The organism is Desulfovibrio sp. 3_1_syn3 (genome assembly GCF_000145315.2).
Classification (GTDB): Bacteria; Desulfobacterota; Desulfovibrionia; order Desulfovibrionales; family Desulfovibrionaceae; genus Desulfovibrio; species Desulfovibrio fairfieldensis.
This window is the reverse complement of the sequence record NZ_ADDR02000001.1, coordinates 1,317,754-1,330,798: the sequence shown is the minus strand read 5'-3', so window position 1 is coordinate 1,330,798 and position 13,045 is coordinate 1,317,754. Positions and strand designations below refer to the sequence as shown.

10 protein-coding genes are annotated in these 13,045 nt (G+C 64.3%); 9 read left to right on the top strand and 1 reads right to left on the bottom strand.

Features of this window, described 5'->3' with window-relative positions; translation table 11 throughout:
• The first annotated feature begins 25 nt into the window (after positions 1-25).
• From HMPREF0326_RS05575 to HMPREF0326_RS05570, 3 genes are all read left to right on the top strand, one after another.
• The gene (locus HMPREF0326_RS05575) at positions 26-2,116 is read left to right on the top strand and encodes a hypothetical protein (RefSeq protein WP_008683534.1); all 2,091 of its coding nucleotides are present in this window, start codon (positions 26-28) and stop codon (positions 2,114-2,116) included.
• Positions 2,117-2,570: 454 nt separating this feature from the next.
• The gene (locus HMPREF0326_RS17170) at positions 2,571-2,744 is read left to right on the top strand and encodes a hypothetical protein (protein WP_008683532.1); all 174 of its coding nucleotides are present in this window, start codon (positions 2,571-2,573) and stop codon (positions 2,742-2,744) included.
• Positions 2,741-3,484 carry a ubiquinone/menaquinone biosynthesis methyltransferase gene (locus HMPREF0326_RS05570; RefSeq protein WP_008683531.1) on the top strand — a complete coding sequence of 248 codons (744 nt, stop codon included), beginning with the start codon at positions 2,741-2,743 and terminating at the stop codon, positions 3,482-3,484. Before HMPREF0326_RS17170 ends, HMPREF0326_RS05570 begins: the two co-directional genes overlap by 4 nt.
• 513 nt (positions 3,485-3,997) lie before the next feature.
• On the opposite strand, the gene HMPREF0326_RS05565 is transcribed toward HMPREF0326_RS05570, so the two are convergent.
• Positions 3,998-4,195, bottom strand: coding sequence for a DUF2065 domain-containing protein (locus HMPREF0326_RS05565; protein WP_008683528.1), 198 nt, complete (start codon positions 4,193-4,195; stop codon positions 3,998-4,000).
• Between the two features lie 44 nt (positions 4,196-4,239).
• Between HMPREF0326_RS05565 and HMPREF0326_RS05560 the strand changes: the two genes are divergently transcribed.
• The 6 genes from HMPREF0326_RS05560 to HMPREF0326_RS05535 all read left to right on the top strand — a co-directional run bounded on the left by HMPREF0326_RS05560 (position 4,240) and on the right by HMPREF0326_RS05535 (position 12,780).
• On the top strand, positions 4,240-5,553 hold the full coding sequence (locus tag HMPREF0326_RS05560; RefSeq protein WP_020990291.1) for a nucleotide sugar dehydrogenase: 1,314 nt from the start codon (positions 4,240-4,242) through the stop codon (positions 5,551-5,553).
• Between the two features lie 5 nt (positions 5,554-5,558).
• A complete protein-coding gene (mqnB, locus tag HMPREF0326_RS05555; RefSeq protein ID WP_008683525.1) occupies positions 5,559-6,296 on the top strand; it encodes a futalosine hydrolase in 738 nt (245 codons plus the stop codon).
• A 3-nt stretch (positions 6,297-6,299) separates the two neighbouring features.
• Positions 6,300-7,271 carry a polyprenyl synthetase family protein gene (locus HMPREF0326_RS05550; protein WP_008683523.1) on the top strand — a complete coding sequence of 324 codons (972 nt, stop codon included), beginning with the start codon at positions 6,300-6,302 and terminating at the stop codon, positions 7,269-7,271.
• A gap of 144 nt (positions 7,272-7,415) precedes the next feature.
• Positions 7,416-10,415 (top strand): AIR synthase-related protein, encoded by a 3,000-nt coding sequence (locus tag HMPREF0326_RS05545; protein ID WP_008683521.1) that lies wholly within the window; start codon positions 7,416-7,418, stop codon positions 10,413-10,415.
• Between the two features lie 388 nt (positions 10,416-10,803).
• On the top strand, positions 10,804-11,589 hold the full coding sequence (locus tag HMPREF0326_RS05540; RefSeq protein ID WP_008683519.1) for a septal ring lytic transglycosylase RlpA family protein: 786 nt from the start codon (positions 10,804-10,806) through the stop codon (positions 11,587-11,589).
• Between the two features lie 300 nt (positions 11,590-11,889).
• Entirely contained in the window at positions 11,890-12,780 is an 891-nt protein-coding gene (locus HMPREF0326_RS05535; protein ID WP_020990290.1) for an EamA family transporter, read from the top strand.
• Positions 12,781-13,045: the final 265 nt, after the last annotated feature.

The following is a 13,045-nucleotide window of genomic DNA, read 5'->3' as shown; positions in this document are numbered from 1 at the left end:
GCTCCGTCAACCCCATGAGGTTCGCATGGTTGCCGAGAAAATTGCTGAGACTGATGAAGAAATCATCGACCTCACCGAACTGATAGAAAAAGGCGAGGCCCCGGCGGCTGTTGTCCCCCCGGCCGAAAGCGTCAAAGAAGACATCAGCGTGCACATGCAGAGTCTCAACGACGGCCAGGCCCGGCAGGGCGACGCGGAAATCGACGCCCTTCTGGCCCAGATGGAAGCCGGCGACGAGCAGCCCGTGCCCCCGCCTCCCGCCGCGCGGGCTGCCGCGCCGGAACACAAGGTCGATCCCCACGAAGAGCTCGACATGTCGGGCATGGTCGAGGTGGACAAGCTGCTCGACACTCTGGACATTCCGCCGCAGCCCCATGAGCGCGGGCCGGATGCCGCGCAAGACGCCGATCCCGGGGATCTGGACAATGCCGTGGATGATCTGCTCAACGCCATGAGCGGCTCCGCGCCACAGAAACCCGCTCCAGCGTCCGCGCAGGAACCAGATGTGCATGATCTCCTGGCCGCGGCCTCGCCGCAGCCGGAAGAACCGAATTTCGCCGACGACCTGGACGCCCTGCTGGCTTCAGCCGAGGCTCCCGCTCCGGCCGAAGCATCCGCTCCCGCACCGCAAGCCCGGGAGAATCCGGATCTGGCCGCGGACCTGGACAGCCTGCTGGCCGGTCTGGATGCGGAGCAGGATCAGCCCGCAACGGCGGAATCCGCGCCGGACAAACCCGCCGCATCCTCGGCAGCGTCCGAGCCCGCGCCGGAAAAAGAGCCTGATCTTGAAATGGACCTGGACGCCCTGCTGGCCTCGGTCGACGCGCCCGCGTCACCCCAGCCGACGAAACGGTCCGGTTCCGGAGAGTGCGATGCATGCATAGATCTGGACAAGCTGCTGGCACCCGCCGGAGCGGAGGCGACGCCCGCCCCCGCGCCGGAAGCCCCGGCATCTCAGACCCCGTCTCCTGATCCGGCCCCGGAGCCGAGCGCGGACCAGAGCAATCCGCCGACCGGCCTGGACGCGGAACAGGATGCCGCCGCAACAGCGGAGCCCGAGCAAGCCCGGCCCTCCACGCCCTCGACAGCGGCGGATCACATGCCGGAGGACGTTGCGCCGGAAGCGGCTCCTGATCTTGAGACAGATCTGGACGCCCTGCTGGCGGTCATGTCTCCGGATCAGGACATGTCGCCCGCCCCCGCTGCGGGTGACGCCGAAGAGGCGGGGAAAACCGACGCCGCCCGGCCGCCCCTGGAAGCCGAGGCACTGGAGCCGGAACCGGCATTGCCCGCCGACAGCATGGAAAATCTGCCGCAAGCCGAGGAGGCGCCGGATCTCCCCGCCGTGGAAGAGAACCCGGCGGCAGAGGAACGTCCGGAATCCGAACCGGAACTGGATCTGGACGAACTGCTGCGCAGCGCCATGCAGGAAGAAGCCGATGCATCCGCGACGCCTTTTGCCGCCTCCGAGGGAACGGAACGGCCCGAGACCGAACCCGCTGTGGTGGCTGACGTCCCGGCTGTGGAAGATCTTTTGCTCATGCCCGCCTCGGAAGAAGACTTGCGAATGGAACAGGTCGCCACTCCGGCGGAGGAAGTCCAGGCCGAATTTGCGCAAAGCGAAGCCACGGCACGGGCCGGGGAGCAGGTCGCCCGGACGGCGGACATCCCGGCAGATCCGGCGGCGCTGCGGGAACTGACGGAGTTGACGGAGCAGGCCGCCCGCCTGGACGAACGCCTCCAGCGTTGTGAAAGCGAACTGGCCGAGGCCCGGGCTCGCGTCGCGGCATTGGAAAAGGCCGCCGCCGCGCCCTCGGCCTCTCTGGAAGATCTTCTGCGCGAGGGTAATCCCCTGCACGACCGTTTCGCGGCCCTGATCGCCTCCTCGGTAAGCCAAGCCCTGAAGGCCATGCCCTCGGGCGTCACGGACGCGGCCCTGGAGGAACGCCTGCAAAGCGTCAGCCTCCTGGGCAAAAGCGTGTCGGTGCGCATGGACGCGCTGGAAAGCCGCCTGGATACCTTGGAACCCCGCTTCAACCAGCAGGTGGAAAAGGCCGCCGCCGGTGCGGCGGCGCGCATTCTGCGCGAGGAAATCGCCAAACTGATACAGGGCTGATCAAGTCCCGGCACAGCCCAAAGCGGATTAACTTTGAAATTTTACAAAATTCAAAGTTAATCCGCTCTAACTGCAAGCCCCTCAAAATTCCCGTCCGGACGCCGCCGACGCGGCGTCCGCATTTTTTACATACCGGCGAGCCGCCTCATGCCCCGCCCGGCACGCGCTCTTGCCAAGGCCCGGCGGAACGCATATGCTGTTGCCCTGTTTTGCGACGCTGTCGCTTCCTGTCGAAAAAATAGAATTATCGCTGCCGCCGATGCGGCGGCCAGGCGTTTCAGCATTGAAATGCTCTCATGACGAACAAAAGGGGCGGGGGCTTGTGTTTCCGTTCTTTTACCCGTCCAGGCGACGAACCCGCTGTGGGTCATCCGGCCATTCCCCAAGGGACGGGTTTTTTATTTTCGCCGGAGCAACTCACTGATCCCGGCGGATACGGACTTTTGAGGCAGACATGGATAAGGATCGCAAGGAAGCCTTGCAGGTGGCCAAGGAACTGACCGCCAAATTCATTGAGACACGCACGGTTTCGCCGGGCAACTTCGCGGAAATCTTTCCCGCCGTCTACCGGGTGGTCTACGAAGCCATTCGCAACAGCGCGGATGAAACCGACGGGCCGCGGGCGTGAGCGCCTCTCCCACTTCCCCATCCGGCCCGGCTTCCGGTCAGTCCCGCGCCCATGACGCGGCCGTGGTCGGTATGTTCGGCCGCATCGCGCGTTTTTACGATTTGCTCAACCGGCTGTTAAGCCTGGGCGTGGACCAGTACTGGCGTAAGGTGCTGGCCCGCAACGTGCGCCTTGGCCAGGGGGGCGTTGTGCTGGACCTGGCCGCCGGAACCTTGGACGTGGCCCTGGCCGTACGCCGCCGCTACCCCACAGCCTTGGTGCCCGCGCTGGATTTCTGCCCGCCCATGCTGGCTCTGGGCCGTCGCAAGCTCAAAGACGAAAACGCCCGGCGCATCCTGCCTGTGGCCGCGGACGCCAAGCAGCTGCCCCTGCCCGACGCCTCGGTGGACTGCATCACCATGGCCTTCGGCATCCGCAACATTCTGCCGCGCGAGGCCGCGTTCGCGGAAATGCTGCGCGTGTTGCGGCCCGGCGGCCGGGCCTGCATCCTGGAATTCGGTTCCGGCCAGGAACGGATCTGGGGCGGGCTGTACAATTTTTATCTGAACCAGATCCTGCCGCGCGTGGGCCGGATGTTTTCCAAAGACCCGGCGGCCTATGGCTACCTGGCGGATACCATCCGCGCTTTTCCCACGGCCCGGAAACTAGAGGAGGAAATGCTGCGCGCCGGATTCGCCCGCGCCTGGCACCTCAAACTGACCTCGGGCATTGTCTGCCTGCATGTGGGGGAAAAGGCATAACAAACCTTGCAGGAAAAATATCAGCCCGGAACTGTCCGCAATTATGGCAACGGTTCCAGGGCTGTCTTTAGAGCATAGAATGCTTGAGATTTCAGTTTAACGGCGGGCAAAGTCGCCCACGAAAATCTCGCGGGCCCTGTTTCACAAGGCCGGGCATTTTAATAGTACAGAGTACTTGCATTGCGAAAATGCTCTAGAGCGGATTTACTTTGAAGTTGTGCCGATTTCAAAGCTGACGTTGCCTTCAGCCTGCGGCGGGAACATGGTCCATCATTGCTCTCTTTATCCGTAGCGCTGCAGTCCTTGTCTGTACGGCTCCTGCGTCGCCTACAGCTAAAGCAACGCTCGTTTTGCTCGCGAACGGCTAAAGGCACCTTGGCTTCAGGCGTGGGCGTCCGCTCTCGCGGCCGCCAAGGCATTTCAACATTTTCAAAGTTGAACTACGCCAAAAAAATGGATTTTTCCCCCGGCAGGGAAGCGGCGATCGCGGGCCAGGGGGCAAAAAAACTTTTTTTACAGGCAGGCCAGCGCGACGACCAGCAGCCCCGCCGCCACCGCCGCCAGACCGGCCAGGCGCAACTGGCTCTCCGGGCGGGGCAGCAGGCTGGCCATGGCCCGGCGCATGCCGCCGGGAAACAGCGCCCAGCACAGGCCTTCCAGCACAAAGGCCAAGCCCAGGGCGCGCAGAAACAGGGCAAGATCAAATTGCATATTTTCTGGTGACGGAAAATCAGGCTTTTGTAAAGGAAAGAACCATGATCACATTTGAAGCGCTGCAGAAACGCCGTCAGCCTCTGGCCGTGGTGGGCTTGGGGTATGTGGGCCTGCCCCTGGCCGTGGCCCTGTCGCGGCATATGGACGTGCTGGGTTTCGACATCAATGCCGGACGCATTGCGGAACTGGCCCAGGGCCACGACCGCACTCGTGAAGTCAGCGACGAGGGGCTCAGGGCCGCTACGGTGCGCTACACCAGCGACCCGGCGGATCTGGCGCAAGCCGCGGTGATCATCGTGGCCGTGCCAACGCCCATCGACGACCACCGCTCCCCGGACCTTACGCCCGTGGTGGGGGCCACCACCACCGTGGGCCGCCATATGTCCAAAGGTTGCGTGGTGGTCTATGAATCCACGGTCTATCCCGGCCTGACGGAAGAAATCTGCGTGCCCATCCTGGAAAAGGAATCGGGCCTGCGCTTCGGCAGCGACTTCACGGTGGGCTATTCGCCGGAGCGCATCAATCCCGGCGACAAGGTTCACACCCTGGAAACCATCACCAAAATCGTTTCCGGCTCGGATCAGGCCACGGCGGACCTGCTGGCGCAAATCTACGGTTCGGTGGTCCGGGCGGGCATCCACCGCGCCTCCAGCATCAAGGTGGCCGAGGCGGCCAAGGTCATCGAGAACACCCAGCGCGACCTGAACATCGCCCTGATGAACGAACTGGCCGTCATTTTCGAGCGCCTGGGCATCGATACCCTGGAGGTGCTGGAAGCGGCGGGCAGCAAATGGAACTTCCTGCCCTTCCGGCCCGGCCTGGTGGGCGGCCACTGCATCGGCGTGGATCCCTATTACCTGACCTTCAAGGCCGAGGAACTGGGCTTTCATCCGGAAGTGATCCTGGCAGGGCGCCGGATCAACGACAATATGGGCAAATACGTGGCCGAATGCGCGGTCAAGCGGATGATCAAATGCGGACGGGTCGTCAGCGGCGCGCGGGTGGGCATTCTGGGCTTTACCTTTAAGGAAAACGTGCCGGACCTGCGCAATACCCGCGTGGTGGATGTGGTGCGCGAGCTCAGGGATTACGGCGTGGACGTGCTGGTCAACGACGCCCAGGCCGATCCGGCGGAAGCCCTGCACGAATACGGGCAGGAGCTGGTGCCCCTGGACGAACTGCGCAATCTGGACGCCCTGATTCTGGCCGTGTCCCACCGGGAATACACGGCCCTGACGCCCGACGAGCTCAAGCGTCGCTTCGCGGATCCGGACAAAGCCGTGCTGCTGGACGTGAAGGCCTTTTTCGATCCCTCGGCCATGCGCGCGGCGGGCATCGACTACTGGAGGCTGTAGAGCCGGTGTGCCTGCTGATCTGCGCGGCCACGGGCCGGGAGCTGGCCGCCCTGGCCCCGGCGCTCTTTCCCGAAGCGGACGCTCTGGAGGAAATGCGCCTCATTCCCATGCGCCTCAAAGGTCGGGAGGCGCTGGCCTGCGTCACCGGCGTGGGTCCGCTCAACGCGGCGCTGGCCCTGGGCCATTGCCTGGGCCGGGCGGCGGCGGAGAACCGGCCCGTCACAGCGGTGCTCAACGCGGGTCTGGCGGGCGCGTTTGATCTGGACGCGCTGCCCCTGCGCACGCTCTGTCTGGTGCGCGAGGAAATCTGGCCGGAATACGGCCTGCACGACGGGCGGCATGTGACGGCCAGGGCGTTCAGTTTTCCGCTCTGGCGGCGCGGCGCGGAAGGCGCGGGGGGTGCTGAGGTCTATGACCGCCTGCCCCTGCCCGGCCCGGAGGCCCTGCCGGAAGTCGCTCTCAAATCCGGCGGCATGGATGCGTTTACGGAATGCCGCTCGCTGACCGTGGCCGGAGTCAGCGCCAGCTTTGACCGGGCCCGCGAGCTCTGGAGCCGCTATCACGCGGAGTTGGAAAACATGGAGGGCTTTGCCGTGGCCTACGCCTGCGCCAGAGCCGGGATTCCCTGCGTGGAGATCCGTTGCGTATCCAACAAGGTGGGTCCGCGCAGAAAAGAGGAAAAGGATTTTCCGGGCGCGCTGCAATCCCTCGGCGCGGCGCTGCCCTCACTCAACCTGTTGTGAGCCATGGCAAACATTCTTCTCAAAGCACGCCTCGCCCTGGAACTGCCGCCCGTCAACGCGGCCCTGGAACGCGCCGCCCACGGCCTGCCCGAACCCGTGCGGCCGGTGGCCCTGCACATTTTTGAAGCGGGCGGTAAACGCCTGCGGCCCTTGCTGGTGGTGCTCACGGCCCGCCTGCTGGGCTATGAGCGCGCGGACATCTACGATCTGGCCGTGACCATGGAAATGCTGCACGCGGCCACCCTGCTGCATGACGACGTGCTGGACAATGCCGCGAGCCGTCGGGGCAAACCCGCCGCGCACACCATTTTCGACGTGACGCCCACCATCCTGGCGGGTGACGCCCTGCTGGCCCAGGCCAACGCCCTGGTGGCGGGCTTCGGCGATCCGCGCCTCTCCCTTTGTTTTTCCGAGGCTACCAGCCGTACCGCGGCCGGTGAGATTCTGGAAATCGCGGCCCAGCGCCGGGTGGACACCAGCGCCGAGGAATACGCGGAAATCGTGCGCGGCAAAACCGCTTGGCTGATCCGCGCCTCCTGCCAGCTGGGCGCGCTGCGGGCGGGCGGCACGGACGCGCAGGTGGAGGCGGCGGCCGCTTACGGCGAGAATCTGGGCATGGCCTTCCAGATGGTGGACGACGCCTTGGATTTCGCGCCTGAAAGCCTCACCGGCAAACCCACGGGCGGCGACGTGCGCGAAGGCAAGCTCACTCCGCCCCTGCGCCTTTACCGCCTGGGTCTGGCCGACGGCGAACGCGCGGCCTTTGACGCGGCCTTCGGCTGCGGCCTGATGACCGACAACGACGCCGCCGCCATTGCCGGACGCATCCGCGACGCCGGGCACGACCGGCAGACCCGCCTGGACGCCGACGCTTACCTGGCCACGGCCCGCTCCGCTCTGGACGCCCTGCCGGACAGGCCGGAACGCGAGCTCATGCGCCAGATGGCGGATTATGTGCGCGACAGAAAAAAATAAGGAAGTGCTGATTAATGGTCATTAATCAGCACTTCCGTTAAATTTAAAGATCATGTCCGTTCTTTTTGCGGGGCTCCGCCCCAAACCCCGCCGGGGAGAATGATTCCCCCCGCATACATAAAAGCCGCTGCGAGGAAGCCTACTATGCTCTATCGTGTGGAAACAGGCCTGCATGCCGGGCTGGACGATACCCAGGGCCGCAAGACGGCCCAGCATCTGCGCAAGGCCCTGGGCCTCAGCGTGGCGCAGGTGCGCCAGATCAAGGTTTTCACCGTGGACGGTCTGGGCGAGGCCCAGGTTCGCCGCCTGCTGGATGAAGGAGTCTGGCACGATCCCATCCTGCAACGGGCCTCGCTGGAGCCCCTGCCCCTGCTGACGCCCGAACCGGACTGGTTCGTGGAAGTGGGCTTCCGCCCCGGCGTCACGGACAACGAGGCCCGCACGGCCCGCGACACCGCCGCCCTGGTGCTGGACATCCCGCGCGACAGCCTGCGCGTCTACACGGCGGTGCAGTACCGCATCTGCAATGATCCGGCGGCCCCGCTCAGCCGCGAGCAGGTGGAAGCCCTCAGCCGCGACCTGCTCTGCAATACGCTGATTCAGCGCTTCCGGGTCAAGAGCCTGGAGGAATGGCGGGCCGAACCCGGCTTTGCGCCGCAGGCCGCCAAGGTCACCGGCGAAGCCAACGACACGGTGGAAACCGTGCCGCTTTCCCGCATGGACGACGCGGCTCTGCAACAGGCCAGCCGTGAAAATACCTGGGCTCTGAATCTCAACGAGCTGCACCGCATCCGCGACCACTTCACCGAAGCGGGCGAAGCGGCCCGGCGCAAGGCCCTGGATCTGCCCGCCGACCCCACGGACGTGGAAATGGAAGTGCTGGCCCAGACCTGGTCCGAGCACTGCAAACACAAGATTTTCGCCTCGCGCATTGATTACACCAATGAAGAGACCGGCCGTCGCGAGGATGTGGACAATCTGTACAAGACCTGCATCCGCGACGCCACGGCCCTGCTGCGCGCGCGCATGGGCGACAACGACTACTGCAAGTCCGTGTTCAAGGACAACGCCGGGGTCATCGCCTTTATCAACGGCTACGACGCCTGCATCAAGGTGGAAACGCACAACAGCCCCTCGGCGCTGGACCCCTACGGCGGCGCGCTGACCGGCATCGTGGGCGTGAACCGCGACCCCATGGGCACAGGCCTGGGCGCGGAACTTGTCTGCAATACGGACGTGTTCTGTTTTGCTTCGCCTTTCTACGACAAGGCCATTCCCCCGCGTCTGCTGCACCCGCGCCGGGTGCTGGAAGGCGTGCGCGAAGGCGTGGAACACGGCGGCAACAAATCCGGCATTCCCACGGTCAACGGCTCCCTGGTCTTTGACGAGCGCTATCTGGGCAAGCCCCTGGTCTATTGCGGCACCGTGGGCATCATTCCCACGGAAATCAACGGCCGCCCCGGCTGGCAGAAAAAAGCCAATGTGGGCGACATCATCGTGATGACCGGCGGCCGTATCGGCAAGGACGGCATCCACGGGGCCACCTTCTCCTCCGAGGAACTGCACGAGGGTTCCCCGGCCACGGCCGTGCAGATCGGCGACCCCATCACCCAGCGCAAGATGTACGATTTCATCCTGCGCGCGCGCGACCTGGGCCTGTACACGGCCATTACGGACAACGGCGCGGGCGGCCTGTCCTCCTCGGTGGGCGAAATGGCGGAAGATACGGACGGCTGCGTGCTGGACATCGCCAAGGCCCCGCTGAAATACGACGGCCTGCGGCCCTGGGAAATCCTGCTCTCCGAAGCCCAGGAGCGCATGACCCTGGCCGTGCCGCCGGACAAGCTGGCGGAATTCATGAATCTCGCCGCGCGCATGGACGTGGAGGCCACGGCCCTGGGCCACTTCACGGATTCCGGCTTTTTCGAGGCTCGCTACAAGGAAAAGGTGGTGGCCTCCCTGCCCATGGAATTCATGCACGACGGCGTGCCCCAGCTGACGCTGGAAGCCGTATGGAAGGCCCCGGACATGCCGGACATCCGCGTGAACGTCGAGGGGGCGGACGAGGGCGAATTTTTGCGGCGCATGCTGGGTCGCCTGAATATCTGCTCCAAGGAATACATCATTCGCCAGTACGACCATGAAGTGCGCGGCGGCAGCGTCATCAAGCCCCTGGTGGGCGTGCTGCGCGACGGCCCGGCGGACGCGGGTGTGCTGCGCCCCCTGCTGGAGTCGGACGCGGGCTTGGTCATCAGCCACGGCATTTGCCCCAAGTTCAGCGATTACGACACCTACTGGATGATGGCCAACGCCATGGACGAGGCCGTGCGCAATGCCGTGGCCGTGGGCGGCGACCCCGACGCCCTGGCCGGGGTGGACAACTTCTGCTGGTGCGACCCGGTCTGGAGCGAGAAGAATCCCGACGGCCGCTACAAACTGGCCCAACTGGTGCGGGCCTGCAAGGCCCTGCGGCAATTCTCCCTGGCGTTCGGCCTGCCCTGCATTTCGGGCAAGGATTCCATGAAAAACGACTACACCGGCGGCGGAGAACGCATTTCCATTCCGCCCACGGTGCTCTTCTCGGTGCTGGGCGTGATCCGCAACGTGACCTGCACCCAGACCTCGGACTTCAAGCGCGAGGGCGAGCATATCTACCTGCTGGGCGGCACCTGGCGTGAAATGGCGGGCAGCGAAGCCGCCGACGAATTGGGCCTCAGAGGCGGCCGCATGCCGCAGGTGGACGCCGCCGCGGCCCTGGCGCGCTACCGCGCGCTGCACGCGCTCATGGGCCAGCGGGCCATTGCCGCCTGCCACGACTGCTCGGACGGCGGCCTGGCCGTAGCCCTGGCCGAAATGTGCATCGGCGGCCGCCTGGGCGCGGAAGTGGACCTGGACGCTGTGCCCGCCCTGGAGGAAATGAGCCGCACGGAACTGCTCTACAGCGAGTCGGCCAGCCGCCTGCTGGTCAGCGTCAAGCCGGACCTGGCCATGCTGCTGGACGCCCTGGGCCTGTGGCAGATCTGCCGCCGCATCGGCACGGTCACCGGCGACGGGAACCTGACCCTGAAAAGCGGCGACAGTACGGTGCTGCGCGAAAACGTGGAGGATCTGGCCCGCGCATTTAAGCGGACCCTGGACTGGTAACCTCCCCCGCATTTCTCTTTTATCGTTGATGCCGCCCCAGCATTGTTTATGTTGGGGCGGCATTTTTTTGGCTGCCGCAGCGGTCGGCACTTGACCGAATTTCTTTCTAAACTTTTTATAACCGATTGATAATAAAAATTTTTCACTGATTTGACAGAGGCGTTTTTTTTGCGGTATAGTCTGTGCAATAAGAAAAGGCATTCCCCTTGCAGGCGGGCGGCACACGACGCGCGGACGCGTTTCCAGGCCGCCGGGAAAAGCCCTTGGGGTCAGAGTCGCGGGCGCGACCCGTCCGGCTTTTTCAAGACGTTCAACGCGGTCGGCGGGCAAAAGGCCCGCACGCTGAATGTCTTGGCGGACAGCCTCGAACACCAACCAAGGAGTAACCATGAAGTATTCACGCTGGCTTTCCATAGGGGCGGCCCTGGCCCTTTGCCTGGCCCTGGCCGCCCCCATGAACGCCGACGCGGCTTCACAAAGCGCTCCCCAAGCCAAAAGCCGGAAATCCGGCACGGAAGCCCACACTCCCTCCGCTGGAAAAAGCAAGAAAAATGTCTCTTCAGCGCGTAAAAGCCAGGCTGTCAGCAGCAAGGACAAAAGCACGCGCAAAAAACACCGCAGCAGCGCCAAAAACAAAAAGCAGCGCAAGGCCGAGGAAATCCGCAAGAGCGCGGACAGCCGCGAAATCTGGCTCAAGCGCGCCCAGGGCAGCGAAATGCTCACGGGCAAGGCCTCCTGGTACGGCCGCGACTTTCACGGCGGCTCCACGGCCAGCGGTGTCGATTACGACATGTACACCTTTACCGCGGCCCACCGCACCCTGCCCATCGGCACGGTGGTCAAGGTCACGGATCAGGACAACGGCAAGAGCGTCATGGTCTGTGTGACTGATCGCGGCCCCTATGTGCGCGGCCGGATCATCGACCTCTCCTATGCCGCGGCCAAGCAGCTTGACTTGAGCAAGCGCGGCGTGGGCAAGGTGGACCTGGAAGTGGTCAGCGACGAGAGCGGCACCCCGCTCAAGGCCGATCAGGCGTATTACGTGCGTTACAGCGCCGGCAAGGGCGACGAGAAGGTGGGGCCGTTCCGCGCCTTCGCCGATGCGGCCGCCATGCATGAGGCATTGCGCCAGGCCCATCCCGAGGCCGAAGTGGTGCTGGACAGCTCGCACTAGAGCAGATTCGCTTTGAAATTGCTCTACGTCCGCACACGGTGCGGCGCGCCGCGAAGACCGGCCCGACGGGCGGCCCGTAGGGCTGTGTCTGTAGCCCAAAGGGCGTACAGGCATCGAGAGCAACGCTTTGTAAAATTCCAAAGTTAATCTGTTCTAAGTCCGCCTCCGACATATTTCTGACGAACAGGCCTCCCGGACATACGCCGGGAGGCCTGTTCCATTTAGAGTCCAAAACGCCGCAATCCCGGCCCGCCCTTGCGTGGCGGCCCGATCTCCGGTATGGACGGGCCGGAGGCAGTGATGGGCTTTTTCCTGGGTTTGTTTTCGTCCGCCACGTTCGGGCTGATCCCGCTGTTCACCCTCCCGCTGCTGCACGCGGGCGTGACGGCGGAAACAGCGCTTTTTTATCGCTTTCTGATCGCCACCCTCACCCTGGGCGGCCTGCTGGCCGCACGCGGCGAGCGCTTCCGCACGCGCGGGGTGGACCTCTGCAAGCTGGCGGGCATGAGCGTCATGTACATGCTCGCCGCGCTGCTTTTTTTCTGGGCCTTCAGCTACCTGCCCAGCGGCGTGGCCGCCACCCTCCAGTTTCTCTATCCGGTCATGGTCATGCTGATCATGATCGTTTTTTTCCATGAACGCTTTTCCTGGACCATCGCCCTGTCCATCATCCTGGCCGTGTCCGGCGTGGCCCTGCTCAGCAGCGGCCCCGGCGACGGCGGCACGAGCATCAGCCTGCTGGGCGTGGGCATGATGCTGCTATCCGCGCTGTGCAATTCCCTGTATATCGTCGGCATCCAGACGGCGCGCATCCCGAATATGAGCGGCCTGGTGATGACCTTTTACGTGATGCTGTTCAGCGCCCTGCTCTCCCTGATCAACGCCCTGGGCACCGGCACGTTCCAGATCCTGACCTCCTGGCGGGAGCTGGGCATCGCCGCCCTGCTGGCGGTGGTCACCGCCGTGCTCTCCAACCTCACCCTGATTCTGGCCATCCAGCGCATCGGCTCCACCATGACCTCCGTGCTGGGCGTCATGGAGCCGCTCACCGCCGTCATGGTGGGCATACTGGTGTTCGGGGAACCCTTCAGCCCGGGCCTGGCGGGCGGCGTGGCGCTTATCGCCGCCTCGGTGCTGCTGGTCATGCTGGGCGGCCATATCCGGGCTTTGCTGTGCCGCGCCCGGACGTAGAGGCTGTCGTCACGAGCGTCTTTTCGGTTATCTCCGCGTCGAAATTCACCTTTTATTCCGGCATAGCTCTGCTGTATTGCCTTAGCTGTAGCCGCAAGACAACACGGCTTCGCCGTGAACGGCTCAAGCAAGACACTGACGCGGCAACGGCTGGCGCCCTTGGCGGAGAACAAAAATCTTCATTCCTCAACGCGTCCTTAGAACGTTTTCAAAATAAAAGATCCCTCAACGCCCTTCCCCAGCGGGCGGCGCAAAAAAAGAGGAA